Annotated in this window: 28 protein-coding genes and 1 pseudogene; 20 read left to right on the top strand and 9 right to left on the bottom strand. The window is 58.1% G+C overall.

Annotation, left to right across the window (positions count from 1 at the left end; translation table 11 throughout):
• The first annotated feature begins 5 nt into the window (after positions 1-5).
• On the top strand, positions 6-659 hold the full coding sequence (locus AC13E3_RS07930; RefSeq protein ID WP_273093596.1) for a cation efflux transmembrane domain-containing protein: 654 nt from the start codon (positions 6-8) through the stop codon (positions 657-659).
• 10 nt (positions 660-669) lie between these two features.
• Here AC13E3_RS07930 and AC13E3_RS07935 read toward each other — a convergent pair whose 3' ends face one another.
• Positions 670-1,587 (bottom strand): AEC family transporter, encoded by a 918-nt coding sequence (locus AC13E3_RS07935; RefSeq protein ID WP_482901888.1) that lies wholly within the window; start codon positions 1,585-1,587, stop codon positions 670-672.
• A gap of 193 nt (positions 1,588-1,780) precedes the next feature.
• Between AC13E3_RS07935 and AC13E3_RS07940 the strand changes: the two genes are divergently transcribed.
• Genes AC13E3_RS07940 through AC13E3_RS07965 form a run of 6 tightly spaced genes read left to right on the top strand, consistent with a single transcriptional unit; the run spans position 1,781 to position 7,364 of the window.
• Entirely contained in the window at positions 1,781-2,230 is a 450-nt protein-coding gene (locus tag AC13E3_RS07940) for a c-type cytochrome (protein WP_286810385.1), read from the top strand.
• A 10-nt stretch (positions 2,231-2,240) separates the two neighbouring features.
• Positions 2,241-3,656, top strand: a complete 1,416-nt coding sequence (locus AC13E3_RS07945) for a cbb3-type cytochrome c oxidase subunit I (protein ID WP_286810387.1) — start codon at positions 2,241-2,243, stop codon at positions 3,654-3,656.
• Between the two features lie 57 nt (positions 3,657-3,713).
• Positions 3,714-4,664 carry a 4Fe-4S binding protein gene (locus AC13E3_RS07950; RefSeq protein ID WP_482901889.1) on the top strand — a complete coding sequence of 317 codons (951 nt, stop codon included), beginning with the start codon at positions 3,714-3,716 and terminating at the stop codon, positions 4,662-4,664.
• Positions 4,665-4,713: 49 nt separating this feature from the next.
• Positions 4,714-6,537 carry a nitric oxide reductase activation protein NorD gene (locus AC13E3_RS07955; protein WP_338354534.1) on the top strand — a complete coding sequence of 608 codons (1,824 nt, stop codon included), beginning with the start codon at positions 4,714-4,716 and terminating at the stop codon, positions 6,535-6,537.
• 5 nt (positions 6,538-6,542) lie between these two features.
• Entirely contained in the window at positions 6,543-7,115 is a 573-nt protein-coding gene (locus AC13E3_RS07960; protein ID WP_286810392.1) for a cytochrome c oxidase subunit 3, read from the top strand.
• A 9-nt stretch (positions 7,116-7,124) separates the two neighbouring features.
• A complete protein-coding gene (locus tag AC13E3_RS07965; RefSeq protein WP_286810394.1) occupies positions 7,125-7,364 on the top strand; it encodes a cytochrome C oxidase subunit IV family protein in 240 nt (79 codons plus the stop codon).
• A gap of 41 nt (positions 7,365-7,405) precedes the next feature.
• Here AC13E3_RS07965 and AC13E3_RS07970 read toward each other — a convergent pair whose 3' ends face one another.
• The 5 genes from AC13E3_RS07970 to AC13E3_RS07990 are packed head-to-tail and all read right to left on the bottom strand — an operon-like array spanning position 7,406 to position 10,927.
• Positions 7,406-7,759, bottom strand: a complete 354-nt coding sequence (locus tag AC13E3_RS07970) for a hypothetical protein (RefSeq protein ID WP_286810396.1) — start codon at positions 7,757-7,759, stop codon at positions 7,406-7,408.
• Positions 7,746-8,534, bottom strand: coding sequence for a CbbQ/NirQ/NorQ/GpvN family protein (locus tag AC13E3_RS07975; protein WP_286810398.1), 789 nt, complete (start codon positions 8,532-8,534; stop codon positions 7,746-7,748). Before AC13E3_RS07975 ends, AC13E3_RS07970 begins: the two co-directional genes overlap by 14 nt.
• A complete protein-coding gene (locus tag AC13E3_RS07980) occupies positions 8,531-9,304 on the bottom strand; it encodes a hypothetical protein (protein ID WP_286810399.1) in 774 nt (257 codons plus the stop codon). The genes AC13E3_RS07975 and AC13E3_RS07980 overlap by 4 nt, the downstream gene beginning before the upstream one ends.
• Positions 9,288-10,505, bottom strand: coding sequence for a cytochrome D1 domain-containing protein (locus AC13E3_RS07985; protein WP_286810400.1), 1,218 nt, complete (start codon positions 10,503-10,505; stop codon positions 9,288-9,290). The genes AC13E3_RS07980 and AC13E3_RS07985 overlap by 17 nt, the downstream gene beginning before the upstream one ends.
• A 26-nt stretch (positions 10,506-10,531) precedes the next feature.
• Positions 10,532-10,927 carry a c-type cytochrome gene (locus AC13E3_RS07990; RefSeq protein WP_482901890.1) on the bottom strand — a complete coding sequence of 132 codons (396 nt, stop codon included), beginning with the start codon at positions 10,925-10,927 and terminating at the stop codon, positions 10,532-10,534.
• Between the two features lie 185 nt (positions 10,928-11,112).
• On the opposite strand from AC13E3_RS07990, the gene AC13E3_RS07995 reads away from it, so the two are divergent.
• The 9 genes and pseudogenes from AC13E3_RS07995 (at position 11,113) to AC13E3_RS08035 (ending at position 19,213) form a co-directional block, all read left to right on the top strand.
• Positions 11,113-12,837 (top strand): cytochrome D1 domain-containing protein, encoded by a 1,725-nt coding sequence (locus AC13E3_RS07995; RefSeq protein WP_482901891.1) that lies wholly within the window; start codon positions 11,113-11,115, stop codon positions 12,835-12,837.
• Positions 12,838-12,864: 27 nt separating this feature from the next.
• The gene (locus AC13E3_RS08000) at positions 12,865-13,329 is read left to right on the top strand and encodes an AsnC family transcriptional regulator (RefSeq protein WP_117618289.1); all 465 of its coding nucleotides are present in this window, start codon (positions 12,865-12,867) and stop codon (positions 13,327-13,329) included.
• A gap of 41 nt (positions 13,330-13,370) precedes the next feature.
• A complete protein-coding gene (gene ahbB / locus AC13E3_RS08005) occupies positions 13,371-13,871 on the top strand; it encodes a siroheme decarboxylase subunit beta (RefSeq protein WP_482901904.1) in 501 nt (166 codons plus the stop codon).
• Positions 13,855-14,337: an Lrp/AsnC family transcriptional regulator gene (locus AC13E3_RS08010; protein ID WP_482901892.1), complete on the top strand. Its 483-nt coding sequence runs from the start codon at positions 13,855-13,857 to the stop codon at positions 14,335-14,337. Before ahbB (AC13E3_RS08005) ends, AC13E3_RS08010 begins: the two co-directional genes overlap by 17 nt.
• Entirely contained in the window at positions 14,312-14,827 is a 516-nt protein-coding gene (gene ahbB / locus AC13E3_RS08015; protein WP_482901893.1) for a siroheme decarboxylase subunit beta, read from the top strand. Before AC13E3_RS08010 ends, ahbB (AC13E3_RS08015) begins: the two co-directional genes overlap by 26 nt.
• Before the next feature lie 13 nt (positions 14,828-14,840).
• Positions 14,841-16,037 (top strand): heme d1 biosynthesis radical SAM protein NirJ, encoded by a 1,197-nt coding sequence (gene nirJ, locus AC13E3_RS08020; RefSeq protein ID WP_117618292.1) that lies wholly within the window; start codon positions 14,841-14,843, stop codon positions 16,035-16,037.
• A gap of 38 nt (positions 16,038-16,075) precedes the next feature.
• A pseudogene (cobA, locus tag AC13E3_RS08025) lies at positions 16,076-16,906 on the top strand (uroporphyrinogen-III C-methyltransferase); the annotation flags it as partial.
• 1 nt (position 16,907) lies between these two features.
• Complete coding sequence (locus tag AC13E3_RS08030) at positions 16,908-18,404, top strand: cytochrome D1 domain-containing protein (protein WP_482901894.1); 1,497 nt, start codon at positions 16,908-16,910, stop codon at positions 18,402-18,404.
• Between the two features lie 101 nt (positions 18,405-18,505).
• Positions 18,506-19,213 (top strand): Crp/Fnr family transcriptional regulator, encoded by a 708-nt coding sequence (locus AC13E3_RS08035; protein WP_286810408.1) that lies wholly within the window; start codon positions 18,506-18,508, stop codon positions 19,211-19,213.
• Positions 19,214-19,298: 85 nt separating this feature from the next.
• Here the strand turns inward: AC13E3_RS08035 and wrbA are convergent, their stop codons facing one another.
• The gene (wrbA, locus tag AC13E3_RS08040) at positions 19,299-19,898 is read right to left on the bottom strand and encodes an NAD(P)H:quinone oxidoreductase (RefSeq protein WP_286810410.1); all 600 of its coding nucleotides are present in this window, start codon (positions 19,896-19,898) and stop codon (positions 19,299-19,301) included.
• Between the two features lie 166 nt (positions 19,899-20,064).
• Between wrbA and trhA the strand changes: the two genes are divergently transcribed.
• The gene (gene trhA / locus AC13E3_RS08045) at positions 20,065-20,754 is read left to right on the top strand and encodes a PAQR family membrane homeostasis protein TrhA (RefSeq protein ID WP_286810418.1); all 690 of its coding nucleotides are present in this window, start codon (positions 20,065-20,067) and stop codon (positions 20,752-20,754) included.
• Here trhA and AC13E3_RS08050 read toward each other — a convergent pair whose 3' ends face one another.
• Positions 20,755-21,021 carry a hypothetical protein gene (locus AC13E3_RS08050; RefSeq protein ID WP_286810412.1) on the bottom strand — a complete coding sequence of 89 codons (267 nt, stop codon included), beginning with the start codon at positions 21,019-21,021 and terminating at the stop codon, positions 20,755-20,757. It abuts the gene before it with no gap.
• Between the two features lie 73 nt (positions 21,022-21,094).
• Between AC13E3_RS08050 and AC13E3_RS08055 the strand changes: the two genes are divergently transcribed.
• The 3 genes from AC13E3_RS08055 (at position 21,095) to AC13E3_RS08065 (ending at position 24,691) form a co-directional block, all read left to right on the top strand.
• Positions 21,095-22,261, top strand: coding sequence for an NnrS family protein (locus AC13E3_RS08055; protein WP_286810414.1), 1,167 nt, complete (start codon positions 21,095-21,097; stop codon positions 22,259-22,261).
• A gap of 258 nt (positions 22,262-22,519) precedes the next feature.
• On the top strand, positions 22,520-24,112 hold the full coding sequence (locus AC13E3_RS08060) for an MFS transporter (protein WP_482901895.1): 1,593 nt from the start codon (positions 22,520-22,522) through the stop codon (positions 24,110-24,112).
• Between the two features lie 162 nt (positions 24,113-24,274).
• Positions 24,275-24,691, top strand: a complete 417-nt coding sequence (locus AC13E3_RS08065; RefSeq protein WP_053112978.1) for a globin — start codon at positions 24,275-24,277, stop codon at positions 24,689-24,691.
• A gap of 105 nt (positions 24,692-24,796) precedes the next feature.
• Here the strand turns inward: AC13E3_RS08065 and AC13E3_RS08070 are convergent, their stop codons facing one another.
• Positions 24,797-26,299, bottom strand: a complete 1,503-nt coding sequence (locus AC13E3_RS08070; protein WP_273086072.1) for an MFS transporter — start codon at positions 26,297-26,299, stop codon at positions 24,797-24,799.
• Positions 26,300-26,309 lie beyond the last annotated feature (10 nt).

Consider the following 26,309-nt stretch of genomic DNA (forward strand, 5'->3'; position numbering starts at 1 on the left):
TCTTTATGGCGTGCAGTTGCTCCGCCCCCGAACCCAAATCCCCTGCCCCGGGCTTTCGTAAAGCGTTATGGATTGCCTTGTGGGTGAACCTGGCCATGTTCGTGGTGGAAGGCATCGCCAGCCTGTCATCCGGCTCGGTCTCTCTGATGGCGGATGCCATCGATTTCTTCGGCGACAGCGCCAACTACGTTCTGTCTCTCACGGTCCTCTCCATGGGTATGCTCTGGCGCGGTCGCGCAGCCATGGTCAAGGGCATCACCATGACAGTGTTTGGCCTGGTGGTATGGGCCCGTGCCGTCTGGGTGGTTCAGGCGGGCATTACCCCGGAGCCCCTGACCATGGGAGCCGTCGGCCTGCTGGCGCTTGCTGCCAACATGAGCGTGGCCGCCATGCTGTTCAAATTCCGTGAAGGCGATTCCGACATGCGGTCTGTCTGGCTATGCAGCCGCAACGATGCCATCAGCAACATCGCTGTTATGGTAGCCGCCCTTGGTGTGTTCGGCACCGGGACAGCCTGGCCAGACCTGATTGTAGCCGCCATCATGGGCACGCTGGCTATAACGGCCGGTATCAGTGTGGTGCGCCATGCCCGGAGCGATATCGCAGAAGCCAGGGCCAGCGAAGCGGAACCGACGGCGACGCCCTCGAGCAGCCGCTAGTAACCCGACACTAGAACGCCAGCGAAATCATCACCGGGATAAAAGCCAGGGCGAACAGCGTGGTCAGCAAAACGGTGCCCGCGGCCTGCCTTGGCGAAGTATCCAGCAACGTGGCGATAACCACGGTATTGGCGGCAATCGGGGTGATTGAGATCAGGAACATGGCCTTGTGTACCGCCGGTTCATATATGCCCAGAAGCGTTGCATCAACCCACCAGAACACGATGGCAACCAAGGGCCAGACAACGAACTTCCCGAAGAACGCCAGGGCGGTGAAACGGACATTGCCCGCCAGGCCACGAAAGCTGGTGATGCTCATACCGATAATCATCATGCCCAGAATGCTGTAGGCGCCGCGCAGGTTATCGAACAGTGGCACGAAGATATCCGGAATTCCGATGCCCGCGAGGTTCAGGAAAACCGCCGCCAGGAAGGCGTACACAGAGGGAAGCTTCAGCACCCGCCAGACCGAATCCTTGATGCTGTAGCGTCCTCTTGCCGCCAGATAGAAACCCACGGAGTTCTCAAACAGTGTGGTGCCCAGCATGCACACAATGTAGAGCCCAAGGCCTTCTTCCCCGAACAGCAACAAGGCTACTGGCACCCCGAAGTACCCGGTATTCCCGGAGCCCACACACAGGGGAATGATGTTGGCACTGCCGTCAGTGAGCACCCTCTTTGCCAGCTTTAACTGCACAATTCCCAGAACGGACGAGATGCCGAATACCAGAAAGGGCAACAGGATGACTTCCGGAGAAAGCGGTGCGGCCATCACCCCTGAGAACACCACCGATGGTGTCACGATATAAAGCATGATGCCGGCGATATGACGGCCGCTGGCCTCAAGATAGCGACCGGCAAACCAGCCCAGGGCGACCGTTACATAAAGTGGAATAAGCTTGAAGAAAAGGGCAAGGGCTGCGGCCATCGGGGCTCCATGAGGCAAGGGAAAACTTCCAGCGATAGGTGCGGGAGTCTATCACCTACCCCTCCGGAGGTAACTCCCTGGCGCAATGGTGAAATATCCGGCCATGCTTGACAATGATCAACAGTATTATGGATGAATCTTTATATCCTAGCAGGGCAGTCAGGTATTTCACAAAGACCAAGGAGAGAGACCCATGGCCGAGCGCTTTACCAAAAGCATGGCCAGGAACATTTATCTGGGGGGAAGTGCATTCTTCGTCCTGTTGTTTCTGGCACTGACTTTTGACACTCAGGTTCGGGCAATGCCCGAACGGGATAACCGCGACCAACTCACTGACCAGGTGGTGCGCGGCAAGCATGTCTGGGAGAACAACAACTGTGTGGGTTGCCACTCCCTGATGGGTGAAGGTGCGTACTTTGCACCGGAGCTTGCCAATGTATTCGACCGCCGCGGTGGTGGTGACAGCGAGACGTTCAGGGCGTATATGAACGCCTGGATGAACGCCATGCCCACCAATGTGCCGGGGCGCAGGCAAATGCCCAACTTCAATCTGACAGATAAAGAGATTGATGACCTCTCTGCCTTCCTGGAGTGGACATCGAAGATCGACGATAACGACTGGCCGCCCAACATCGAAGGCTGAGGGAACCTACATGAAATACGAATCGCAAAGGGTAGCAATGCCCTACTTCATTTTTGCCCTGATTCTTTTTGTCGGGCAGATAGTATTTGGCCTGATTTTGGGCCTTCAGTACGTGGTCGGTGATTTCCTGTTTCCGGAAATACCGTTCAACGTCGCGCGCATGGTTCATACCAACCTGCTGATCGTCTGGTTGCTGTTCGGCTTTATGGGAGCAACCTATTACATGGTACCGGAAGAGGCGCAAACCGAGCTACACAGCCCGCTGCTTGCGTGGATTCTGTTCTGGGTTTTCGCGGCGGCCGGCACCTTGACCATTCTGGGCTATCTGTTTGTGGACTACGCCACCCTGGCCGATGTCACACTGAATAAACTGCTGCCAACAATGGGTAGGGAGTTCCTTGAGCAGCCCACCATAACCAAGATCGGTATAGCGCTCGTGGTCGTCGGTTTTCTCTACAACATCATGATGACAGCCCTGAAGGGTCGTAAAACCGTCGTCAATATTGTATTGATTACCGGCCTTATCGGCCTGGCCGTGCTGTGGATGTTTTCTTTCTACAACCCGGGCAACCTGGCTCAGGACAAGTACTTCTGGTGGTTCGTGGTACACCTCTGGGTTGAAGGCGTCTGGGAACTGATTATGGGTGCCATCCTGGCCTACGTTCTGATCAAACTGACCGGTGTGGACCGGGAAGTTATCGAGAAGTGGCTGTACGTGATCATTGCCATGGCACTGATTACCGGCATCATCGGCACCGGCCACCACTTCTTCTGGATCGGGCCGCCGGAGTACTGGCTGTGGCTGGGTTCCGTATTCTCTGCCCTGGAGCCTCTGCCGTTCTTCATGATGGTGATCTTCGCCTTTAACATGATTAACCGGCGACGGCGCAATCACCCCAACAAGGCTGCCCTGCTGTGGGCAATGGGGACTGCCGTGATGGCGTTCCTGGGAGCTGGCGTGTGGGGCTTCCTGCACACCCTGGCACCGGTAAACTATTACACGCACGGCAGTCAGATTACCGCGGCCCACGGCCACATGGCCTTCTACGGCGCCTATGTAATGATTGTGCTGACCATTATTTCCTACGCTGTACCGATTCTTCGCGGCCGTCCCTACGGCAACAGCAATACCGCACAGATCGTCGAGATGTGGGGATTCTGGCTGATGACGGTTTCCATGGTGTTCATCACCCTGTTCCTGACAGCGGCCGGCGTACTGCAGGTGTGGCTGCAGCGAATTCCGGAAAGTGGAGAAGCACTGTCGTTCATGGCCACCCAGGACAACATTTCTCTGTTTTACTGGATGCGCACTGTCGCAGGTACCTTCTTCATGGCCGGCCTGATTGTTTACCTTGGTAGCTTCTTCATCAAGGGGCAGGCCGCCCCGGCCGAAGAAGTCCGCGGCCCTGCTCCGCAGGACGCGTAACACTCGCAGGCCGGGGCCATTCGCTCCGGCCTGCCTAACCCTTAACGGATGTTTACCGTGCATGAGCAGAAGCTCCCGAAAAAAGACACCCTTCAGACGAAACGATTGCTGACACGCACCGCTTTCTTCGCTCTGTTTCTGCTTGCGCCGGTCCTCAACATTTTCCGATATGATCTGACCGAAACCCATTTCGTACTTTTCGGATTTCCCCTGTCTTTCAATCTCGAACTGGCCTGGGTCACCCAGAGCTCACCGGCCGAAGTGGCCGGGCAGATCCTGTTCTGGTTCGTGCTGCCAATCACCCTGCTCGTTCCCCTTGTGCTCTGGATTGCCTGGAAGTGGGGACGAATATACTGCGGCTGGTTATGCCCGCATTTCTCTGTAGTGGAAACCATCAATCATCTGATGACCCGAATTACCGGCCGGCCGACTCTTTACGAAGCACTCCGGAAAGGCCGGAGGGGCAAAGCGCTGCACTGGGTCGGGCTGACACTGGCATGTGCGCTGATCGGTTTTTCCTGGGCACTGGCCATGCTGTCTTACCTGTTGCCACCGATCCCCCTGTATACCGATCTTGTCACTGGCAATCTGACCCTGTATCCGGCGATTTTCCTTGTGGTGGCTACATCACTGTTCACCCTGGACTTCCTGTTTGCCCGGCATCTGTTCTGCAAATACGGCTGTGCCTTCGGGGTTGTGCAAAGCATTGCCTGGATGACCAACGGTCGAGGCCGGGTGGTCACGTTTGACGCCAAGCGCGCCGCCGCCTGTCGCGACTGCACCAAAGCCTGCGACGAGGCGTGCCCCATGCGCCTGCCAACCCGAAGCCATAAACGGGCCAAGTTCACCTGTACCCAATGCCTGCAATGCGTCAGCGCTTGCCGGGAGGTACAGAAGGATAACCCGGAGGGCTCCCTGCTGAGCTGGGAACCGGGCGAGCCTGGCAAACAGACGGTGCTGATTCCGGTGCGCCAGGTTGACCCATCTCCACGACGCAAAAGCGCCTGAATCCGGGTGTCTGAAATGGAAAAAGAGTTGAAATGGAAGGAGAGCTAGAATGGAAGAGTGGGTAGGCTTCAAATGGCATGAATACATCACTCGCCAGGCTATGGGCGAGTTCCCGGAGCATGCGGTCCATCTCAAGGATGAAGCCCGCACCCTGGGTGTGTTGTTCCGTGCCATGGGTGGTGACCCGGCATTAAGCCTGGTGACCGCAGAGCCCCGCCATTTCCGTACACGGCGCCGGTTTTTGCAGAAACTGGCAGGTACCCACAAAAAATTCGAGCTGGCCTGGCGGGATGAACAGAGCCTGCGGTTGCCGGAACGCCTGGCGCTGTTTCCCTCGAAACAGGTCAATCGGGATCTGTACCTCTGGCTTGCAGCACTGGCCTCCCACGGCGAGCTCACCGACGCTGACTGGCTGACCGGCAACCAGGCCATGGTTCAGGCCCTGCTGGCCAAATGGCCTGGAATGGAACCGGTCTATCAGCGACTGGTGCGCCATACACTGCAATGGCGTCCGGATCCGGAGAGTTTACCCCCGGCGGAAAGTCACCGCGAGAAGGCCATTCGCCAGGCGCTGATCTTCCCCGGAAGCGTAGAGACACTGCCGCCGGCAGAATCAGACCCCTGGCCGGTTGTGATCTGGCTATATCCTACTGTCGCTTTGGGCAAGGTAACCGGCCAGATCATCGGCGACGATAACCTGACATCAACGCCTGGCGGCCTCGCGAAGAAGCGCAAGCGCCGCCGCGCCGAGCGGGTGGACGCATTCGATAAAGATCAGGGCCTGATGCTGTTTCGCCTGGAAAGCCTGTTCTCGTGGAGCGAATTCATTCCCGTGGACCGGGCCGGTGACGACACAGAGGAAGACGACGCCGACTCAGTGGCGGATGACATGGACATGATTTCTGTCTCCAAGGACCGCAGGGAAGCCTCTTCCGCCATCAAGTTCGACCTGGACCTGCCATCGGAAGAAAACGACGACCTGTATCTGGGCCCGGGCATTCACTTGCCGGAATGGGACTGGCGCAGCAGGAGTTACCGGGAAAAGTTCTGTTGTCTGCAACCCATGCTGAGCAAGGATTCGATGCCGACCGGGCTGCCAGACCACTTGTCCAGGTCTGCCATGCGGTTACGCCGCCAGTTCCACGCACTGAAACCCCTGCGACAATGGGAGCGCCGGCAGACCGAAGGCGAAGAACTGGACCTGGACGCCTGCATGGAGCGGGAAGTCCAGCATCGCAAAGGCACCGGCGAAATCAACCAGAAGCTGTTTCGCCGCTGCAAACAGAACCAGCGTGATCTGGCCTGCCTGATCCTGGCGGACATTTCCATGTCCACCGATACTTTTATCAACAACAGCCAGCGTGTGATCGATATTGCCCGGGATGGCTTACAGCTACTCAGCGAAGCACTCCAGGCCAGCCGCGATCCTTTTGCGATATTCGCATTCTCGTCACGTCGACGGGACCATATCCGGTTTCACCACATAAAATCGTTCGACGAGCCTTACAACGACGTCAGCCGTGGCCGCATACAGGCACTGGAACCGGGTTACTACACGCGCATGGGCGCCGCTATCCGCCAGGCAACAAACCTGCTGAAGGGGCGCCACGAACACCAGAAAATCCTGCTCCTGCTCACCGATGGCAAACCCAACGACCTGGATCTGTACGAAGGCCGCTACGGCGTGGAAGACACCCGCATGGCTGTCCAGGAAGCCCATAAGGCCGGACTGACGCCCTTTTGCGTCACCATTGACGACGACGCCAATGAGTACCTGCCCTATGTCTTTGGCAGCAACCATTTCGTGGTCATCAAGGACCCGACCCAGCTGCCCCTGCAACTACCCAAACTCTACATGAACCTGACCCGCTGACACTCATGGAGACATCAGCCCCGACACGCCATCACCTGCCCGGCGATCTCGCTGTCTGGTTCTTCATTTTCGCGGAACTGGCAGTATTCGGCATCCTGTTCATCGGCTTCGGCGTTGCCCGCAGCCTTGATCCGGATACCTTCAATACTGGCCGGCAGGTATTGCATCCCTGGACCGGCCTGATCAATACCATCGGTTTGATCACTGCCAGCTACCTGGTAGCCGTCGCCGTCCACCGCCTGCGCTACCGCCAGGCCGGTGTCGCACCGCTACTGTGGGCAGCAATTGCGGCTTCGTGCATCTACAGCTTCGGCAAGGTCTGGGAATACGTGGACCTTTATGGCAAAGGCTACAACCTGGGTACCGACACCTTTTTCATGTTCTATTTCTTCCTCACCTTCTTCCACTTCATGCACGTACTACTGGGCCAGATAATCCTGGTGGTTCTGGCGGTAAAGGTGAAAAACGGAGACTACAACGGTGACGACATGAACGGCATGGAGTCCGGTGCCTCCTATTGGCATATGGTCGATCTGGTGTGGCTGGTGTTGTTCCCGATGCTGTACGTTCTTGCCTGAGGAGGCCCGATGCTTGCTGTCTACATCGCATTGATGGTTTGCACCATGACGCCAGTGATTGCCATGCAGGCAGGCGCTGATGCTTCCGTTCTGGTGTGGCTGGCGTTTGCGCTGATACTCGTGAAAGCCGTGCTGCTGGTCGATCATTTCATGGAAATGCGACACGCACCTTGGGGCTGGAGACTAGCTTCGCAAGGCTGGGCCGCAGTCATTGTCGCTGCCTTGGCAGCAATCCGCGGAATCCACTGACAAGCCTGCCCCGACCACGACTTCCACCTAAGCTAACAAATTCAGCAAAAACGTCGCGGAAAGTACGGCGGCTTATCGCCGATCGCCTGGGCCAGCGCAATCATTCCCCAAAGTACAAACGAAGTGTGCAGAACGATGGACCAGACAATAGCACTGATCCAGAAGTTACCGGTGTTGCCGAATACCAGCCAGAACACAGCCACGCCGCCCCCTATAAGCGCCGCTCCCAGTAACGACATGCAGACCGCCGCTTTGGCATGCAGCTTCCGCAAGGAGGACGCATTCTCCGAACGGAGATAGACCCAGAGCAAAGCAGCAAACCCGACAAACGGCAGTAACAACAGATTCAACAGATACCAGGCGACAGGCACCACAGCACCGCTACTGGTTTTCATCTGACTTCCGGAATACGGCATACACCACCTCCATAAGTGCGCTGACGGTTGCTTCGTCATCGGTCAACGGCTCTATCATTCCGGCCCGACAAGCCTCAGTAACCGGCACACCGGCGCGAACCAGGTGAGCGGTGTGAATCAGAAGACGTGTCGATGCCGCCTCCTCCAGATCATGGTCCTTCAGGTTACGAATGGAGCGGGCGAGATTAACCAGTTGTTCCGCCATTTCCCGGTCGGAACCGGATTCCTCGATCACGATGGCCTGTTCGGCGGCCGCCTCGGGGTAATCGAAACTCAGAGATACAAAGCGCTGACGGGTGCTGGGTTTCATGCCCTTCAGAAGGCTCTGATAGCCGGGATTGTACGACACCACAAGCATGAACCCGGGCGCCGCTGTCAGCACCTCGCCGGTTCGCTCAATCGGCAATTCCCGACGATCGTCCGCCAGCGGGTGCAGAACCACGGTGGTGTCCTTGCGGGCTTCCACCACCTCATCAAGGTAGCAGATACCGCCTTCGCGAACCGCCCGTGTCAAAGGCCCGTCCTGCCAGTAGGTTCCATCAGGACCTATCAGGTGTCGGCCCACGAGGTCAGCAGCGGTAAGATCGTCATGGCAGGCTACGGTGTAAACCGGGCGCCCGAGTTTTTCCGCCATGAAACGGACAAAGCGGGTCTTGCCGCAGCCGGTCGGGCCCTTGATGAGAACGGGAAGGCCGTTATCTGCGGCGGCTTGAAACAATCCAATCTCGTTGCCAACCGGTTGGTAAAACGTCATTGAGTTACATCCTCTGAATACTGACTGTTGGGCACGGCAAAGCCATATACCCATTCGGGGAAGATCCTGAACATCTGGGGATCGTCTGCCCGCTGTGTTCTGACCAATGCCTTTTCACAGGCCGTGACTGCCCTGCCCCAGCCAGCCTGGCGGTACCAGCCGGCAGCGTTGACCGGCTCACCGTGCCAGCTCACCACCAGGCTGTTCCTGGCCAGAAAAGGCTTAATAAACCCCAGCTCCGAAACGGCAGCGTGGGTGTTGTTGTGCAGCAATAAACCCAGCGCTGAACTGAAGTCACCGGCTTCATAGAACTGCCCGGGCTCCGGCGTAACGCCTTCATTCTTCAGAGCGGCCAGTGGCAGATCCGCGCCCAAGGGGTCCCTGCCCGCAACCGTTGCGAGGTCACGCCCGTGCAGCTCACTAATGCTTCTCACACCCGCCGGTCTTCGCGTCACCCAAACCGGGACCGGAAGATGGCCATTACGGTTCACCGCTGCCAGCACCGGCGCCGCTGCGAAATCATCCGGAGTGCCCGTAACAAACGCCAGCGCCAGGTCCGATGCTGTGACGTCGAGCCGGATATCCGCATTGCATCCCTGAGCCCGGAGAAACTGCATCAACCGGTAGCGGGCTGCCACGCCGGTGACATTGGCCGCCGGCTCAATCCCGATCTGAACCGGGGTTTCGTCGGCACTGGCGTGCGCGCCTGACAGGATACCCGCCAGCACCACGATACAGAGCGCCAGCCCTGGCTTACAAACCGAGTGCATGAGCCCGGCTGGTGAAGAAAATACCACTGGGCTTTTCCGCGCTGATCTGTGCCACCGGCTCCAGTGTGCGGGTGTTATAAACAGTTACCCGGTTGCTGTCCCGGGCGGACACCCAAACCTCCTCGCCCCGGGGCGCGAACTCCATGTGCAATACTGCCTCGCCCGGCTCCAGAGTGCGGATAATTTCCCGGCTTTGTGAATCAATTACCTGTATCACATCGTTCTGGGGATGGGCAAAGCTTACCCAGATCCTGCGATTATCGGGGCTGGCCATCACGAACACCGGTTGGCCCTGCACAGGAATCCGGTCGGTCAGCGACCAATCGTTCATATCAGCCACGAGCACCTGATGGTGACCAACCGCGGGAACGAAAGCGCGTCCATCGGCGATGGCCCAGCCTTCCAGGTGAGGCATCTTATAAACTGGCAGTTGCTGCTCACCCCGGCCGTAATTTCCCAGAATTTCCGTCACTCCCTGGTCCGGATTCCAGAGATCCAGCAGTGACAGCCCGTCCTCACCGAACAGGCCGGCGATGTAGTAACGACCGTCCGGGGTGATCAGGGCGTCGTAGGGTGATTTGCCCGCCTGAAAACGAGTAATTTCCGCCGTGTCATTGCTCATGTCCAGAGTCCAGATCTCGCCGGCCTCGAACAGACTGAACACAAACAGGTTCCCCGGGGCATCCACCAGGCCGACGGTTTTGGACTGGCCCTGCTCGCCATCTCCGCTGGTGAAAATGGCGGGTACATCTGCCACCAGCTCCAGAGTCTGGCTGTCGAATACCTTCACTCCGCCCGGCTCATAATTGGACACTGCCACGTAGCGACCGTTTTGGGAGATGGCACCACCGATACTGTTACCGGACTGAATAACACGGGCAACAACGGATCGGGTCAAAAGGTCCACCTTGGTAAGGCCACCATCCCGACCGAACACGAAGCCGTAACGGGCATCCCGGGAATAGACTACTGAAGCATGGGAAAGGTCTCCCAGCCCCTCGATACGCCCCAGTACCTCATGACGGGTGGTATTGATAACCAGCACCGACCCGGTCGCCCGCTCGACGATCAGACCAAGGTCGCCGGTGCCCATGAGTTCAGGCCGGGCATCTGTTCCGGAAAGGCTCTGGCAGCCACTCAGGCCCACAACCAAAAGCACAGCAAGTATCAGATTAGCGGGCACCTTGAATGTCAGCTCCATGATTGATTATTCCTCCAGGTCGCCCCTCAGGGCGAAATCAGCGCTCCGGATTTCAGTTGCCGGCTGATCCAGTGAATTTCCTCAGGAGCCAGCAGGGGCTTCCAGGGCGGCATGGCGGAGCCCGGAACACCTTCGCGGATAATCGCTGCGATGGCGTCGACTGGCAGATGGTCGAGGTTCTCCGGCCGTAATGGCGGGCCGAGACCACCACGAAGAGTCAGGCCGTGGCAGGAACCGCAGTCCTGAACGACCAGGTTGGACAGATAGGGCTCATCAACAGGCTGGTCACTGCCGTCGCTGCCAAGAAGTGTTCCGGGGGCTGCGAGTAGCCCGAAAAACAGCGCAATGGCAACTAGCTTTCGCTTTTGTACTTCCAGCCAGAAAGTGTTCAAACGCCCCGTCCTCCCCAGTGTTACCGACATCGTGACGCCCCTTATAAACCCCATCCTTGATATTGGTTAAAAGGAAACTGTAATGCCAGAATTCTTTGTGCATACCCCTGTTTGGGTAGACGCCAGACAAAAATCATACATATGACATTAATCAATGTTCATCAGGTTAAAGAAGAGAAACCTAGAGGCACTCTTAAATCCAAGGAGAGAACCTGATGAGAGTAACCAACCTGTTTTTCAAACCTCTGGCACTGGCAGTGGTTGTTGCGTCCTTCGGCGCACTGACAGCTCATGCCGCCCCCAAGGATCCGGACCCCTCGTCCACAGCCTATAAAGGTACGGCCAGTGCCGTAGACCCCGAATCGGCAAAAGTGGTTCGCAGTCCCGGTGCACCGGACCTGACCGACGCGGAATTTCAAAAAGCCAAGCAGATCTACTTTGAGCGTTGTGCCGGATGCCACGGCGTCCTGCGCAAGGGCGCCACAGGAAAACCACTGACACCCGACATCACCCAGGAACGGGGCATCGACTACCTGAAGGCCTTTGTCAGTTATGGCTCGCCGGCAGGCATGCCCAACTGGCTGACCTCCGGCGACTTTACCGAGGACGAGGTGGAGCTGATGGCGAAGTACATCATGCACGAACCGCCACAGCCCCCGGAATACAGTCTTGAGGATATGAAGGCAACGTGGGAAGTGGTGGTTCCTCCTGAAGAGCGCCCCACCAAGCCGATGAACGACCTCAACCTCAAGAATCTGTTCAGTGTGACGCTGCGGGACGCCGGCCAGGTGGCCCTGATTGACGGCGAGACCCATGAAATCGCCCATATCATCGATACCGGTTACGCGGTGCATATCTCGCGCATGTCGGCTTCCGGCCGTTACGTCTTCGTTATTGGTCGGGACGCCCTGGTCAACATGATCGACCTGTGGATGGAAGAACCCGGCACTGTGGCCAAGATCAAGGTCGGAATGGAAGCCCGCTCGGTGGAAACCTCCAAGTACAAGGGCTGGGAAGACAAGCTCGCGATTGCCGGCACCTACTGGCCGCCACAGTTCGTGATCATGGACGGACAAACCCTGGAGCCAAAGAAAATTGTCGGCACCCGGGGCATGACCGTGGACACCCAGGAATATCACCCGGAGCCCAGGGTTGCCGCCATTGTGGCCTCCCACAAGCATCCGGAATTCATCGTCAACGTGAAGGAAACCGGCAAGATCATGCTGGTGAACTATGAGGATCTGGACAACCTCTCTATCACCAATATTGATGCAGCCCGCTTCCTGCACGATGGTGGCTGGGACAGCAGCATGCGCTACTTCCTGACGGCCGCAAACCAGTCAGACAAGATTGCCGTGGTGGATTCCCAGGACCGTAACCTCGAAGCCATGGTGGACGTGGGCAAGATTCCCCACCCCGGTCGCGGCGCTAACTTCGTGGATCCGGAGCATGGGCCGGTCTGGGCAACCAGCCATCTGGGCGACCCAACCATCCAGCTGATTGGCACCGACCCTGAAGGTCACCCGGACAAGGCCTGGAAAGTGGTCAGAACCCTGAATGGCCAGGGCGGCGGCTCACTGTTCATCAAAACCCACCCGAAATCCACCAACCTCTGGGTTGATACCGCCCTGAACCCTGCTGAAACAGTGAGCCAGAGCATTGCGGTATTCGACATCAACAACCTGGAAGCGGGATATGACGTGCTCCCGATCGCCGAATGGGCCGATCTGGGAGAGGGCCCGAAGCGGGTCGTGCAGCCGGAGTACAACGTTGAAGGCGACGAAGTGTGGTTCTCGGTCTGGAACAGCCAGGACAAGAAATCCGCCCTGGTGGTTGTCGACGACAAGACCCGGAAGCTGAAGAAAGTGATCAAGGACGAACGACTGGTAACACCTACCGGCAAGTTCAACGTCTACAACACCCAGTACGACGTGTACTGACCGGTTCCGGCCCGGGGGAGAGCACTGATGAGACTGGATACCACTGACAAACAACTGATCAACCTTTACCAGCGGGACCTGCCCGTCTGTGACAGGCCCTACCAGGCCATGTCCCGACAGCTGGGCATCGCCGAAGAGGAGGTCATTGAACGACTTCAGTCACTCCAGGACAGCCAGGTTCTCAGCCGGGTCGGACCGGTTTTTGAGCACAGCCGGGCAGGCGCGAGCCTGCTGGCTGCCCTGGCGGTGCCGGACGAACAGATCGATCTGGTGGCCGCCCGGGTGAATCTCGCTCCCGGGGTGAATCACAACTACGCCCGGGAGCACACCTACAACCTCTGGTTTGTCATGACCGCGCCCGATGAGGACACCCTGGAAGAGCGGCTTGATGAACTGGAACACCAGCTCAGGCTCCCCATGCTTCGACTGCCGATGGTGGAGGCCTACCACATTGACCTGGGCTTTGAGATTGACTGGGAGGCCCTGCCGTGAACCTTCGCCACGCCCCGGAATATCTGGCGGTGGTGCCGGAAATCGCCGGGGCCGGGCCGGTCAGTGCCTGGGGATTGCTTCGGCTTCGGCGCCAGCTGGAGCTTGGTCTTCCGCTAACACCACGGCCCTATGAGAAACTGGCTGAGATGACCGGGCTCTCCGAACAGGAAGTGATGACAGCCATCAGACAGTGGCAGGCCCAGGGGCTCATCAAACGACTCGGGCTGGTGGTCCGGCACCGGACGCTGGGTTACGCCGCCAATGCCATGGTGGTCTGGGATGTCCCGGACAGTCAGGTTCAGGATCTGGGCCGCACACTGGCCCGCAAACCCTTCATCACCCTCTGCTATCAGCGCCCTCGCCGACTCCCGGATTGGCCCTACAACCTGTTCTGCATGATTCACGGCGTTGACCGGCAACGGGTCATTGACCAACTGAACATGTTGATCGCAGAGCATGGCCTGGAACAGACACCCCATGCCGTACTGTTCAGCACCAGGGCCTATCTGCAACGGGGAGGCCGTTATGTCAGCAGCAACTGAGCAAACTCAGGCAACTGCCGAATTCACAGAGATGGAACGGGCGGTCATTAACCGTTTGCAAACGGGGCTACCACTGGTGCACCGACCCTATGCCGCGGTCGCCGGCGAACTGGGCATAACCGAGCAGGCGCTTCTGCACACCCTTGAGGACCTTCTGGACCGTCGAATTCTTACCCGTTTCGGTCCCATGTTTCACGCCGGAGAAATGGGCGGCGGCCTCACGTTGGCCGCCATGCGGGTCCCGGAGCAGGACTTTGAAGACGCCACCCGAAAGGTTAACGCCTTCGACGAAGTAGCCCACAACTACCGCCGGGAGCATGAACTGAACATGTGGTTTGTTGTGGCAACGGAGAATCCTGACGACATAGCCCGGGTCATTGCCGGGATCGAATCCGCAACCGGCTATGCCGTCTACAACATGCCGAAAGAGGAAGAGTTCCATGTCCATCTCCACTTCCCGGTCTGACCAGGAATACGTGCTCTGCGAGCTGGACCGGAAACTGATCCTGGCCACCCAGGGCGGTTTGCCCCTGGTGCCGGATCCCTGGGGCACCCTGGGCAAGGAACTGGGGCTGCCGGCCGACGAGGTTCTGGCCCGTTTTCAGCGCATGCAGGACGCCGGCGTTATCCGCCGGGTGGCGGCCGTGCCCGATCACTACCGCCTGGGTTATCGCTTCAATGGCATGACGGTCTGGGATGTCCGCGACGACGCCATCACCGACATGGGCCGGCAGGTGGGCGAGTTGCCCTTCGTCAGCCACTGTTACCGGCGCCCGCGCCACTTGCCCTACTGGCACTACAACCTGTTCGCCATGGTTCACGGCACCAGCCGTGACGAAGTCGAGGCCAAGGCTTCGCAGATTCAGTCAGTGCTCGGAGACACCTGCCGGGGGCACACCATTCTTTACAGCTCGGCCATCCTGAAAAAAACCGGTCTGCGGCTGCGGAAATCATGAGAGAGGAAGCACCATGTTCAGAATGACCCGCTACATCAAGAGCCTGATGAACCCGGCTCCCGTGCGCCCGGTCCCGAAACCGGCCGGGCCGGTGGTAATCTGGAACCTGATTCGACGCTGCAACCTGACCTGCAAACACTGCTATTCCATCTCCGCCGATGTGGATTTCAAGGGCGAACTGAGCACTGATGAGGTCTACACCGTGATGGACGACCTCAAGGCCTTCGGCGTGCCCGTGCTGATCCTGTCCGGCGGCGAGCCGCTGATGCGCCCGGATATCTTCGACATCTCCCACCGGGCCAAAGCTATGGGTTTCTATGTCGGTCTTTCCACCAATGGCACGCTGATCACCGAAGAGAATATCCGGCAAATCGCCGAGGCCGGCTACGACTACGTGGGTATCAGCATCGACGGACTGGAACAGACCCACGACGAGTTCCGCCAGAAAAAAGGCGCCTTCGCGGCCTCCATGAAAGCGGTTGAACTGTGCAAGCAGGCGGGTATCAAGGTCGGCCTGCGCTTCACCCTCACCCAGGACAACTTCCCCCAGCTACCGGACATGCTCAGGCTGCTGGACGACCACGACATCGACAAGTTCTACCTGTCGCACCTGAACTACTCCGGCCGGGGCGGCCGCAACCGTAAGCGGGATGCCTGGTACGAGATGACCCGGGAAGCCATGACCCTGCTGTTCGATCACTGCCACGACGAGCTCCGGCGCGGCATCGAACGGGAATACGTCACCGGCAACAACGATGCCGACGGCCCCTTCCTGCTGCAGTGGGCCGCGGAACACTACCCCGATCAGGTTCCGGCCCTGGAACAACGATTGACGTACTGGGGTGGCAATGCCTCTGGCGTGAATATTTCCAATATCGACAACCTCGGCGAGGTTCATCCGGATACCTTCTGGTGGGACTACAACCTGGGCAATGTCCGGAACCAACCTTTCTCCCGGATCTGGTCCGAAGCCAGCGACCCGCTGATGACGGGTTTCCGCCAGACACCAAGGCCGGTGAAAGGCCGCTGCGCCGACTGCCGTTACCTGGCCATCTGCAACGGCAACACCCGGGTACGGGCCTATAATATTTCCGGTGATTTCTGGGAAGAGGATCCCGGCTGTTACCTCACCAATGACGAAATCGGTGTCCTTGATATGCCCCGGCGCGTCGCCGCCCCGGTTACCGAGATTCCGGTTCACAACCTCTAAGGACAAGCATCATGACAACCAGTCAAAGGAAGAAGTGCCTGGTGGAGTTCCAACTGGCGGAACAACCCTTACGGGCCGGAGAGGTAGCCATCGTGGGAGCCGGCCCGGGAGACCCCGGCCTGCTGACCCTGCGGGCGCTGATGCTGATACAGCAGGCCGATGCCATCGTGTATGACCGCCTGGTGTCGCCCCAGATCATGGAACTGGTGAACCCGGCTGCCGAACGCATCCACGTGGGCAAAGCCAGCGGTTGCCACTATGTACCCCAGGAAGACACCAATGAACTGCTGGTGCAACTGGCCGTAAAACAGCGCCGGGTTGTGCGCCTCAAGGGCGGTGACCCATATATTTTTGGCCGTGGTGGCGAGGAAGCGGAGTTCCTGGTGGACAACCACATCGATTTTCAGGTGGTACCAGGCATCACCTCCGCCGCCGGCTGCGCCTCATACTGTGGCATCCCACTGACGCACCGGGATTACTCCCAGAGCGTGACCTTCGTAACCGGCCACCGCAAGGCCGACCAGTCCCTGGAACTGAACTGGCGTGTGTTGGCAGCGCCGGGCCAGACCCGGGTATTCTACATGGGGCTTCACAATGCCCCGACCATTGTCCGGGAACTCACTGCCCATGGCCTGCCGGGAGACTGCCCTGTGGCCCTGGTGGAGCGGGGAACCACGCCACAACAACACATGGCGGTCACCACCCTGGCAGACCTGGAAGCGACCATTCTCCGTGAAGGTTTCCAGCCCCCGACACTGATCATTGTCGGTGAGGTTGTCCGTCTTGCCGACAAACTGGCGCAACCCTCCACAGCAGGCTGGCATTGCTGCCAGAGTGAGGCCGCTGCAGCCAGTGCGGGGGCCGGCTGACATGATGAACCGAAAAAACGCCCTGCTGATTCTGGCCGCCAGCCTGTTGATGCCAGCCTTGTTACAAGCAGCGCCCTCACCGGAAACCGAGTTGCTGTATCAGCAACACTGCGCCAGTTGCCATGGCCAGGATCGTCTTGGTGGCATGGGCCCGGCCCTGCTGCCGGATAATCTGTCACGGCTGAAAAAGCCCCAGGCCGAAGACGCCATCCGTAACGGCCGGCCTGCCACCCAGATGCCAGCCTTTGCCGATGTTCTCGCCGGGGAATCCATAACGGCACTGGCCGACTTTATTTACCGACCTCTTGCCAGACCGCCGATCTGGGGCCGGTCCGAAATTGTGGGCAGCCATTTACTGCCCCACCCACAAGGCACACTGCCGGATGAGCCGGCTTACCAGGCCGACATGATGAACCTGTTTTTGGTGGTGGAAATCGGCGATCATCACGTCACCCTGCTCGACGGTGACAGGATGGAACCCATCCACCGTTTCCCGAGCCGCTACGCCCTTCATGGCGGACCGAAATACAGCCCTGACGGACGTTACGTCTACTTTGGCTCCCGGGACGGCTGGATAACCAAGTACGACTTGTTCAACCTGAAAGTGGTCGCGGAAGTGCGCGCTGGTATCAACATGCGCAACATCGCCATTTCGGCCGATGGCGACTACGTTATGGCAGCCAATTACCTGCCACACACCCTGGTTCTTTTCGACGCCGGCAATCTCGAACTCATGGACATCATCCCGGTAGAAAACAGCGCGGGCGAAAGCTCCCGGGTCAGCGCCGTGTATGCCGCTCCTCCCCGGAACAGCTTCATTGCCGCCCTGAAGGATATTCCCGAAGCATGGGAAATCAGCGTGCAGGACGGCAACGCAAACGTCCGCCGGATGCAAACCGACACCTGGCTGGATGACTTCTTCTTCGACCCTGGTTACGACCACCTGATCGGCGCTGCCCGCGACGGCAAGCACGGCGTGGTCATCAACCTGGACACCGGCAAAACCGTCGCCGACCTGCCCCTACCCGGCATGCCACACTTGGGCTCAGGTATAACCTGGGAGTATCAGGGCACAAGGGTAATGGCCACCCCACACTTCCGCACTGGTGCGGTTTCCATTATCGACATGGACAACTGGCAGGTGATCAAGACCCTTGAAACAGAAGGTCCCGGCTTCTTTATGCGAAGCCACGTAAACTCCCGCTATGCCTGGGTCGACGTTTTTTTCGGTCCCAACAAGGACAAGGTCCACATCATCGACAAACAGACCCTGGAAATCGTCAAAACGTTACAGCCGGAACCGGGTAAGGTTGCTGCCCATGTAGAATTCGACCGCTACGGTGAAAAACTCTTGCTGAGCATATGGGACAAGGAAGGTGCGGTAGTCGTCTACGACGCAGACACCCTGGAAGAAGAGAAACGGATTCCCATGAACAAACCCTCCGGCAAATATAACGTCTGGAACAAGATCAACTACGAAGAGGGAACCAGTCATTGAGCGTTATCGACTCAGTGAAAAAGCCTTAATGATTTAAGTCATTTCAAAAGATGCTTCTCTGATACCATAATTGACCCGACACTCATAACAGGGTCAATGCCATGAACAGCATCCTCAGGCCAGACGTTTCCTCCGCCCCATGCATGTTGGGGGAAGACAACCCGGAGATTATCCGGCAGGATGCCGCGCCCGAGTCGGCGGCCCTACTGAATGGTCTCAGCCGGGTCTTCGGTATTCGCCTGGCCGGGCACGAAAACGATCCGGACGCCCGGTTTCTTGCCGACCTGGCCCGACTGTTTCATCTTCGAAGGCTTGACCCCGAAACGGCCATGGAGAAGCACGACAAGCCCTGGGCAAACGCTTACCTGGTTCAGTACGGCATCCTGCGCCTGTTCCGGGAAGCCCCAAGCGGCAAGGTGTCGGTGCACCACTTCTTTTCCGAGGGCGATATGGTCTGGCCGGTTTTTGGCCGTAGCCGTACCGTTCGCAACACCCTGTGCCTCACGACAGTAACGCCGGTCACCGTCTGGGTGGCTGACTTCACCGCGTTCCGTTCTGCAATCCAGTCCCACGGGGAAGGGCTTTGGCCCAAGTTCGCCCTGGCCCTGACCGAGGAGCTCGCAGAGCTCACCAGCATGAGAGAGTTCCGCAAGCACACGATGCCAGCACGAGAGCGTTACAAGCTATTGCTTGAGGAATACCCGGAGCTGGTCAAACGGGTGCCGGACAATCAACTGGCATCATGGCTCGGTGTTGTGCCGGCAACCTTCTCCCGGCTGAAAACCGGAGCAGCGAATAACCAGCCGTAAGGCCTGGCAACTGAACATAAAAAAGGGCAGCAAGCTTTCGCCTGCTGCCCCGAAAAACGCTCAACGCTTCGTAACTACCTCAGGTTCAGCCGTGCAGCTTTACCGACAGCTTGGCCACGTGCCTGCCCTGATAGCGGGCAATCGCCAGCTCTTTCTTGCTGGGCTGCCGTGAACCATCACCACCGGCAATGGTCGACGCACCGTAAGGTGTTCCGCCGCTGACCTCAGAAATATCGAAAAACTCCGGAATGCCGTAGCCCAGAGGCACGATTACCATGCCGTGGTGGGCCAGTGTGGTCCAGAAGGAGCTGATGGTGTGCTCCTGTCCGCCACCAGTACCGGTGGAGGTGAACACGCTGGCGACTTTGCCGTGGAGCTTGCCTTCAAACCAGAGCTTTCCGGTCTGGTCGAGAAAATTACGCATCTGGCCGGCCATATTGCCGAAACGGGTCGGTGTGCCAAAGATGATGGCATCGTAATCTGCCAGCTCTGCCGGGTCGGCTACCGGCGCTTCCTGTTCGGCTTTGCCACCTGCGCTCAGGAACGCCTGATCCGCCATGGTTTCCGGAACCCGCTTGATGGTTACCTCGGCGCCGTCGACATCTTTGGCACCTTCTGCAACCGTGTTCGCCATCGTTTCAATATGGCCGTACATCGAATAATAAAGCACAAGTACTTTTGCCATCGGGAGAACCTCCTCTGTCTGTCATCTGATACCAATAGACTAACCAGCGAGGCAGAGAAGCGAAACCGGAAGATTTCAGAGAGGTTGTTCAGTATTTCTGAACAGGGTCACAGGATGTTCATGTCCTGCCATTGCGTACACCTGTACGCTGAAGTATTTTATGGGCATGACTGATACGGACGAACGCTCGATGACGCCAGCACCATCTCCCGCGCAAAACATGCACCATCGCATTGAAGAATGGCTTAACAGTGCCACCCATGGTCTCGCCGCGCTGCTCAGCGTTGTCGGAACCATCGCCCTGATCGTGGGTGCCAGTCAACATGGTGACGCCTGGAAAATTGTCAGTTTCAGTATTTTTGGCGCGTCACTGATTCTCCTGTACATGGCCTCTGCCCTCTATCACGGAGCCCGGCGACCGGAACTGAAGCGAGCCTTCAAAACCCTTGACCACTGCGCCATCTTCTTGCTGATTGCAGGCACCTACACGCCATTCCTTCTGGTGAACATGCGGGGATCCGTTGGCTGGACGCTGTTTGTGGTGATCTGGGCCCTGGCTATAACAGGCGTGGTGCTGAAGGTTATTTTCAAGAACCGCTTCAAGCTTGCCCGTGTCGGCATCTACGTTGCCATGGGCTGGCTGATCACCTTTGCATCTTCAGATCTGGTGGCCAGTCTGAGCGAAACCGCGCTGCATCTCACAATCGCCGGCGGCATCCTGTACACCGCCGGCGTCGCGTTTTATCTGGCGGATCGCATACCCTACATGCACGCTATCTGGCATCTGTTCGTAATCGGTGGCAGCGCGTGTCACTTCAGTGCCATCTATTTTGGCGTTCTGCCCTATACGGTCTGATCAGAACGCCCAAACCATCGCCATCAAGACGCCCCATGCCAGTAGGGAAGATGCCATCACCGTGTAAGTAGCAGACATGACCACCACATCGTTATCGCTTCGTTCGCAGAATGAGCGAACGCCCTGGTAGACCAGCGCACAGGACAGAAACAAGGCGGCAAACACCGCCACCCACGCCAGGAACGGAATGGACAGGTCAAGGCGCCGCAACTCCGACCAGGCTCCATTGCCGGAAAATGGTAGACGGGCAAGCTGTGTAATATTCATGATGCACCTTTAAATTGTTTCCCGCGTTATTTTTACTGATAGTTTCGGTGCGCCGAACGGTCAAGGACACGAGATGACTTCGGACAACTCGGGTAAATCCCGCAAAAACGTTCACGCGTTCTGGCTGTTCTTCCCGGCGGCTGCACTTCTGGCCGCAATAGTTGTCCCCCTCTCCGTTCACAGCGTTCTCTCAGGCTCAGGCTGGCCTCCGGGCTTTCTGGGAGCCGGACACGGACATGAACTGATTTTCGGCTTTGCCCTCGCCCTGATTGCCGGTTATACACTTGGCCCCCAGCCCCGACGTGTTCTGGTGACGTTATTCCTGCTGTGGCTCCTGGCCCGGGTCACCTGGATGCTGGCTCCGGGCAGTTTCGTGGCCCAACTGCTCAGCCCGGCTTTTGCGATTTTGCTTGCCCGCTATGCCGTACCCAGATTCCAGGCCGCCAAGAAATGGCGCAACCGCATGGCCGGCCCGCTTATCCTGGTTCTTTGCCTCCTGTCACTGGCTTTCTGGCTTGCCAATAGCTCCCTGACAGAAGGCCTTCAGCCAGTGCCGGAAACCCGCGTGGTGATGATGGCGGCCATTGTTGGCCTCCTGATGCTGATGACGTTCATCGGGGGCAGGCTCATTGCGCCGGCTGTGGCAGGAACACTGGAGAAACGAGGCATTCCCCTGGCAGCAAGGGTGCAACCGCAGATTGAAGGGGCGCTGCTGATCATTCTGCCGCTGGCACTGGTTTTGATAGTTTTGATGTTTGTGCCGTTCGCGGAACCGGCCGCAGGACTTCTGTTGCTGGTGTCGGCCATTCTGATCGTGGTTCGCACGACTCGCTGGAAACTGTGGCACTGCGCAAACCGGCCGGATCTGCTGGTTCTCGCCCTCGGGTATCTCTGGCTGGCGGTAGGCGCCGGTGCCACCGGTTTCAGTCTTTTGCAGGGAACTGACCCAATTCCCTCCATGCACCTGATCACCATCGGGGCTCTCGGAACGCTCTCCGCCAGCGTAATGCTCCGCCTGGCCTGGCAGCGCGCCAAGAAGACCACGCCACCCTCCTGGCAGGTTGTCGGGATCGCCATCGGCATGACCATCGCAGCGCTCGCCCGGTTTGCTGCAGGCCTTACCCCTTTCGCGAAACCCGGCCTGCTCTGGCTCTCAGCCGCAAGCTGGTCCTGTATCTATTTCATCGTCGCCTTCCAGCTCATCGCTCTATTCCGGCACAGCCAGAATCGCCGGAAATGAATGGCTACCTCCACTGCGCTGACGACCGAAATGCCTACCCATTCCGGGCTATCACCATCGCATCTTATTGAATTAAATACGTTTTAAGAACTGAAAACGCGAAGAAAAAACCACCCAAAAACCGGCCGGAGCGGGCGCCATTTTGTCCTTGAGAAATATCAAGAATGCTCGCCCACCTCGCTTAGCACAATAGTGTCGAGAAGCCCGAGCGCCACCAGAAACGGGGCCGGGGGTACGTTAACCGAGGGAGTCAAAAACATGGCCAAAACCAACGCAGACATCGAAAACTGGGATGTCGAGAGCGAAGAATTCTGGGAGCGGGAGGGCAAGCGAATTGCTTCCCGCAACCTGTGGATTTCCATCCCCAGCCTGCTGATGGGGTTTGCCGTCTGGCTGATGTGGGGAATGATCACCACCCAGATGAAGAACCTGGGTTTTCCTTTCACCATTGATCAGCTGTTTACCCTGTCTGCGATTGCAGGGTTGTCCGGCGCCACCCTGCGAATCCCGGCCTCGTTCATGATCAAAATTGCCGGCGGGCGCAACACGGTGTTCCTGACCACCGCCCTGCTGATGATTCCTGCTGCCGGTACCGGCATCGCCCTGATGAACCCCGACACGCCGTTTATCGTGTTCCAGGCCCTGGCGCTGCTCTCCGGTATCGGTGGCGGTAACTTTGCCTGCTCCATGAGCAACATCAGCACCTTCTACCCGAAAAGCAAACAGGGCTATGGCCTGGGCATGAACGCCGGTCTCGGTAACTTCGGCGTCACTACCATGCAGGTGGTCATCCCACTGGTCATGACCGTGGGTATCTTCGGCGCCCTGGCCGGTGACCCTATGCAGCTGCAGAGCCCCAGCGGCACGCTGATTGGCCGCATTGAGGCGGGTACCGATACCTGGATCCAGAACGCCGGGTTTATCTGGCTGGTGTTTCTGATTCCGCTGGCGTTTGCCGGCTGGTTTGGCATGAACAACCTGAAAGTGGTTACCCCGAATCCGGGCAACCCGCTTTCGGCCTTCGGCAAGATTCTGGGGCTCTATGGCGTGGGTATTCTCGCCTCCATCGCAGGCGTCTGGGCCCTCAGCGTGCTGAACATGTGGCTGGCCCTGCCCCTGACCATCGTGCTCACACTGATTCTTCTGCGGCTGATCCCCGGCGATATCAAGCCCAACATCCAGGCCCAGTTTGCAATCTTCAGCAACAAGCACACCTGGTCCATGACCGTGCTCTACATCCTTACCTTTGGATCATTCATCGGCTTCTCCGCTGCCCTGCCGCTGTCCATTACCGTTATCTTCGGCAACATGATGGAAGTGGCAGCCGATGGCACGGTAACCCGTGTGGTCAACCCTGATGCGCCGAGCGCACTGACCTGGGCCTGGATGGGGCCGTTTGTTGGCGCGCTCATTCGCCCGGTGGGCGGCTGGATTTCCGACAAGGTGGGTGGATCCATCGTTACCCAGATCATCTCGGTTGTGATGGTCGCAGCCTCCGTGGCCACCGGCTACGTGATGATGCTGGCCTACAACTCCACTGATCCGAACGCCTACTTTGCACCGTTCCTGATCCTGTTCATCATCATGTTTGCGGCCAGTGGTATCGGTAACGGCTCCACCTTCCGCAGCATCGGTTTCATCTTCAACCAGCAGCAGAAAGGCCCGGTTCTGGGCTGGACCTCCGCGGTTGCCGCCTACGGCGCGTTTATCGCCCCCAGGGTGATGGGCCAGGAAATCCAGGCCGGCACCCCAGAGGTGGCCATGTACGGCTTTGCGGTGTTCTACGCACTCTGTCTGGTGGTTAACTGGTGGTTCTACCTGCGCAAGGATGCGTACATCAAGAACCCCTGATACAGGGTTCAAGTAACAGCCGGCGTCCGTGAAGGGCGCCGGTTTTTTTATGCCTGCTTTCCATCAAAGGCTACCTCCTTACCTGCACAAAATGACGCGCACGCTGGCAAATGCTAGATTCAGGATATTGGATTTAATCCCAAGAGAACCAGGGAGCCTGCCATGTCCTTCGAAGAGCTATTCGACGCGAGCTACGAGCGTGTCCTACAGACCCCACCCGAGGTGCCTGACTTCTTTGAAGGCTTCTATCGCCGGTTCCTGATGTCTTCTCCCGAGGTCCGGGCACTGTTTCGCAATACCGATATGGCCGTTCAGCGGAGTATGCTGAAGAAATCCTTTTTCAGCCTCGTAGCCTTTTACGCCAGCGGCAACGTTGACGATGTCCTTCATCGAATTGCCTGCCTGCACAGCGCCCGCCATCTGAGCATCAAGCCCTACCTCTACGACCTCTGGCTCGACTGCCTGACGGACACCGTAAGAGCCTATGACCAGGAGTGCAGCGACGATATCGAACTGGCCTGGCGGTTGGTTCTGAGCCCTGGAATCACCTACATGAAATTCGGCTACGACCACTTCTGATCCGTGGTCATAGTAAGACAGGCCTGGCCCCCAAAATGATGTCCCTTCAAACGCAAAAAAGCCGCCGGGCAATGCCTCGGCGGCCTTTTCTTCAACCGTTCCGGGTTAGCTGGTAGCGGCAGCCTGCCGGCGACGCTCTTCCTCTTCGATCTGGAGATCCACAGAGGACACCTGGTATTCGTCGGCAAAGCCTGACTCCGGCTCTTTCAGCCACATGATGCACAGCAACCAACTGACAAACGCGCCACCGGCGATGATGTAGAAGAACTGGGTCGGGGTTACAAAGGTGAAGATAGTGAGGTAAACCACCGCACCCACGTTGCCATAAGCGCCCGCCATGCCGGAAATCTGGCCAGTCAGGCGCCGCTTGATGGAGGGTATGATGCCAAAGGTTGCGCCCTCGGCACCCTGCACGAAGAACGAGGTGAATACGGTAATGCCTACGGCGATAATCAGCGGCCAGTTGGAGTTCATCAGGCCCATCAGCGCGAAGCCCACGGAGATGCCAAACATGTAGCTGAGCATCACAAACCGGCGGTTGCCCATACGGTCTGAAACCAGGCCACCCATTGGGCGCGCCACCAGGTTCACGAAAGCAAAGGAGGCAGCGATAAGGCCGGCTGCGGTCGCACTCAGGCTCCAGGTTTCCTCGAAGAACATCGGCAGCATGGACACCACCGCCAGCTCGGCACCAAAGTTGGCGAAGTAGGTGCTGTTCAGAGCTGCAACGCTGTTGAACGGGTACTTGTCGTCCTCGGGCACACCCTGTTTCAGCAAGGGAATATTAACCCGGAGAATCTGGATAATCTGATAGCAGACAATGGCCACAATCACCGCGTAACAGATGGCGGCTCCGGTGGCACTCAGGTATCCCATGTTCTCGATGCGCCAGACCAGGATGCCAAGCACACCCACCAGGGGAATGGTCCAGAGGATCAGCTTGATCATGTCGCCCCAGCTGCTGACTTCCAGTGCCACGGCCTTGCGCGGCTTGCGATGAACGGTGCCAACAGGGCCGTCGGTAATCGCGAACCAGTAGTAAACGCCGTAAGCCGCCATCACGATCGCGCTTTGGGCGATGGCCCAGCGCCAGCCATCTTCACCGCCATACATTTGCAGGGCGATGGTCGGCAAGGTGATTGCCGCGGCAGCGGAACCGAAATTGCCCCAGCCAGCATAGAAGCCTTCGGCAAAGCCGATGTCTTTCGGTTTGAACCACATGGCGGTCATGTGGATACCCACCACAAAGCTGGCACCAATGGAGCTGAGCACCAGGCGGCTGACCAGGAGCTGGGTCATGGTGTTGCCGAACGCAAATACCAGGGCAGGGATGGCCATCAATACCATTAGTACCGAAAACACCCGGCGGGGGCCGAAGCGGTCCAGGGCCATGCCCACGATAATCCGGGCAGGTATGGTCAGCGCTACGTTGGCGATGGCAAACAGGCGAAGATCATCCGCGGTGAGCCAGTTGACGCTTTTGAGCATACTGGATGCCAGCGGCGCCATGTTGAACCACACGTAGAAAGTTATAAAGAATGCGATCCAGGTCAGGTGCAGAGCCCTGACTTCCGGATTTTTGACGTGGAAAACGTCTGCGACTTTCATGTCAGCCTCC

The organism is Marinobacter sp. L-80 (assembly GCF_056859395.1).

Coding starts and splice junctions, on each gene's coding strand:
- AC13E3_RS08000 (WP_117618289.1), top strand. CDS start 12,865: ATGAGACTGGATACCACTGACAAACAACTGATCAACCTTTACCAGCGG.
- AC13E3_RS08070 (WP_273086072.1), bottom strand. CDS start 26,299: ATGAAAGTCGCAGACGTTTTCCACGTCAAAAATCCGGAAGTCAGGGCT.
- AC13E3_RS08050 (WP_286810412.1), bottom strand. CDS start 21,021: ATGAATATTACACAGCTTGCCCGTCTACCATTTTCCGGCAATGGAGCC.
- AC13E3_RS08035 (WP_286810408.1), top strand. CDS start 18,506: ATGAACAGCATCCTCAGGCCAGACGTTTCCTCCGCCCCATGCATGTTG.
- AC13E3_RS07980 (WP_286810399.1), bottom strand. CDS start 9,304: ATGCACTCGGTTTGTAAGCCAGGGCTGGCGCTCTGTATCGTGGTGCTG.
- AC13E3_RS08030 (WP_482901894.1), top strand. CDS start 16,908: ATGATGAACCGAAAAAACGCCCTGCTGATTCTGGCCGCCAGCCTGTTG.
- AC13E3_RS07995 (WP_482901891.1), top strand. CDS start 11,113: ATGAGAGTAACCAACCTGTTTTTCAAACCTCTGGCACTGGCAGTGGTT.
- ahbB (WP_482901893.1), top strand. CDS start 14,312: ATGTCCATCTCCACTTCCCGGTCTGACCAGGAATACGTGCTCTGCGAG.
- wrbA (WP_286810410.1), bottom strand. CDS start 19,898: ATGGCAAAAGTACTTGTGCTTTATTATTCGATGTACGGCCATATTGAA.
- AC13E3_RS07970 (WP_286810396.1), bottom strand. CDS start 7,759: ATGAAAACCAGTAGCGGTGCTGTGGTGCCTGTCGCCTGGTATCTGTTG.
- AC13E3_RS08060 (WP_482901895.1), top strand. CDS start 22,520: ATGGCCAAAACCAACGCAGACATCGAAAACTGGGATGTCGAGAGCGAA.
- trhA (WP_286810418.1), top strand. CDS start 20,065: ATGACTGATACGGACGAACGCTCGATGACGCCAGCACCATCTCCCGCG.
- AC13E3_RS07975 (WP_286810398.1), bottom strand. CDS start 8,534: ATGACGTTTTACCAACCGGTTGGCAACGAGATTGGATTGTTTCAAGCC.
- AC13E3_RS08010 (WP_482901892.1), top strand. CDS start 13,855: ATGTCAGCAGCAACTGAGCAAACTCAGGCAACTGCCGAATTCACAGAG.
- AC13E3_RS07990 (WP_482901890.1), bottom strand. CDS start 10,927: ATGTCGGTAACACTGGGGAGGACGGGGCGTTTGAACACTTTCTGGCTG.
- nirJ (WP_117618292.1), top strand. CDS start 14,841: ATGTTCAGAATGACCCGCTACATCAAGAGCCTGATGAACCCGGCTCCC.
- AC13E3_RS07935 (WP_482901888.1), bottom strand. CDS start 1,587: ATGGCCGCAGCCCTTGCCCTTTTCTTCAAGCTTATTCCACTTTATGTA.
- AC13E3_RS08055 (WP_286810414.1), top strand. CDS start 21,095: ATGACTTCGGACAACTCGGGTAAATCCCGCAAAAACGTTCACGCGTTC.
- AC13E3_RS07955 (WP_338354534.1), top strand. CDS start 4,714: ATGGAAGAGTGGGTAGGCTTCAAATGGCATGAATACATCACTCGCCAG.
- AC13E3_RS07945 (WP_286810387.1), top strand. CDS start 2,241: ATGAAATACGAATCGCAAAGGGTAGCAATGCCCTACTTCATTTTTGCC.
- AC13E3_RS07985 (WP_286810400.1), bottom strand. CDS start 10,505: ATGGAGCTGACATTCAAGGTGCCCGCTAATCTGATACTTGCTGTGCTT.
- AC13E3_RS07930 (WP_273093596.1), top strand. CDS start 6: ATGGCGTGCAGTTGCTCCGCCCCCGAACCCAAATCCCCTGCCCCGGGC.
- AC13E3_RS07965 (WP_286810394.1), top strand. CDS start 7,125: ATGCTTGCTGTCTACATCGCATTGATGGTTTGCACCATGACGCCAGTG.
- AC13E3_RS07960 (WP_286810392.1), top strand. CDS start 6,543: ATGGAGACATCAGCCCCGACACGCCATCACCTGCCCGGCGATCTCGCT.
- AC13E3_RS07940 (WP_286810385.1), top strand. CDS start 1,781: ATGGCCGAGCGCTTTACCAAAAGCATGGCCAGGAACATTTATCTGGGG.
- AC13E3_RS08065 (WP_053112978.1), top strand. CDS start 24,275: ATGTCCTTCGAAGAGCTATTCGACGCGAGCTACGAGCGTGTCCTACAG.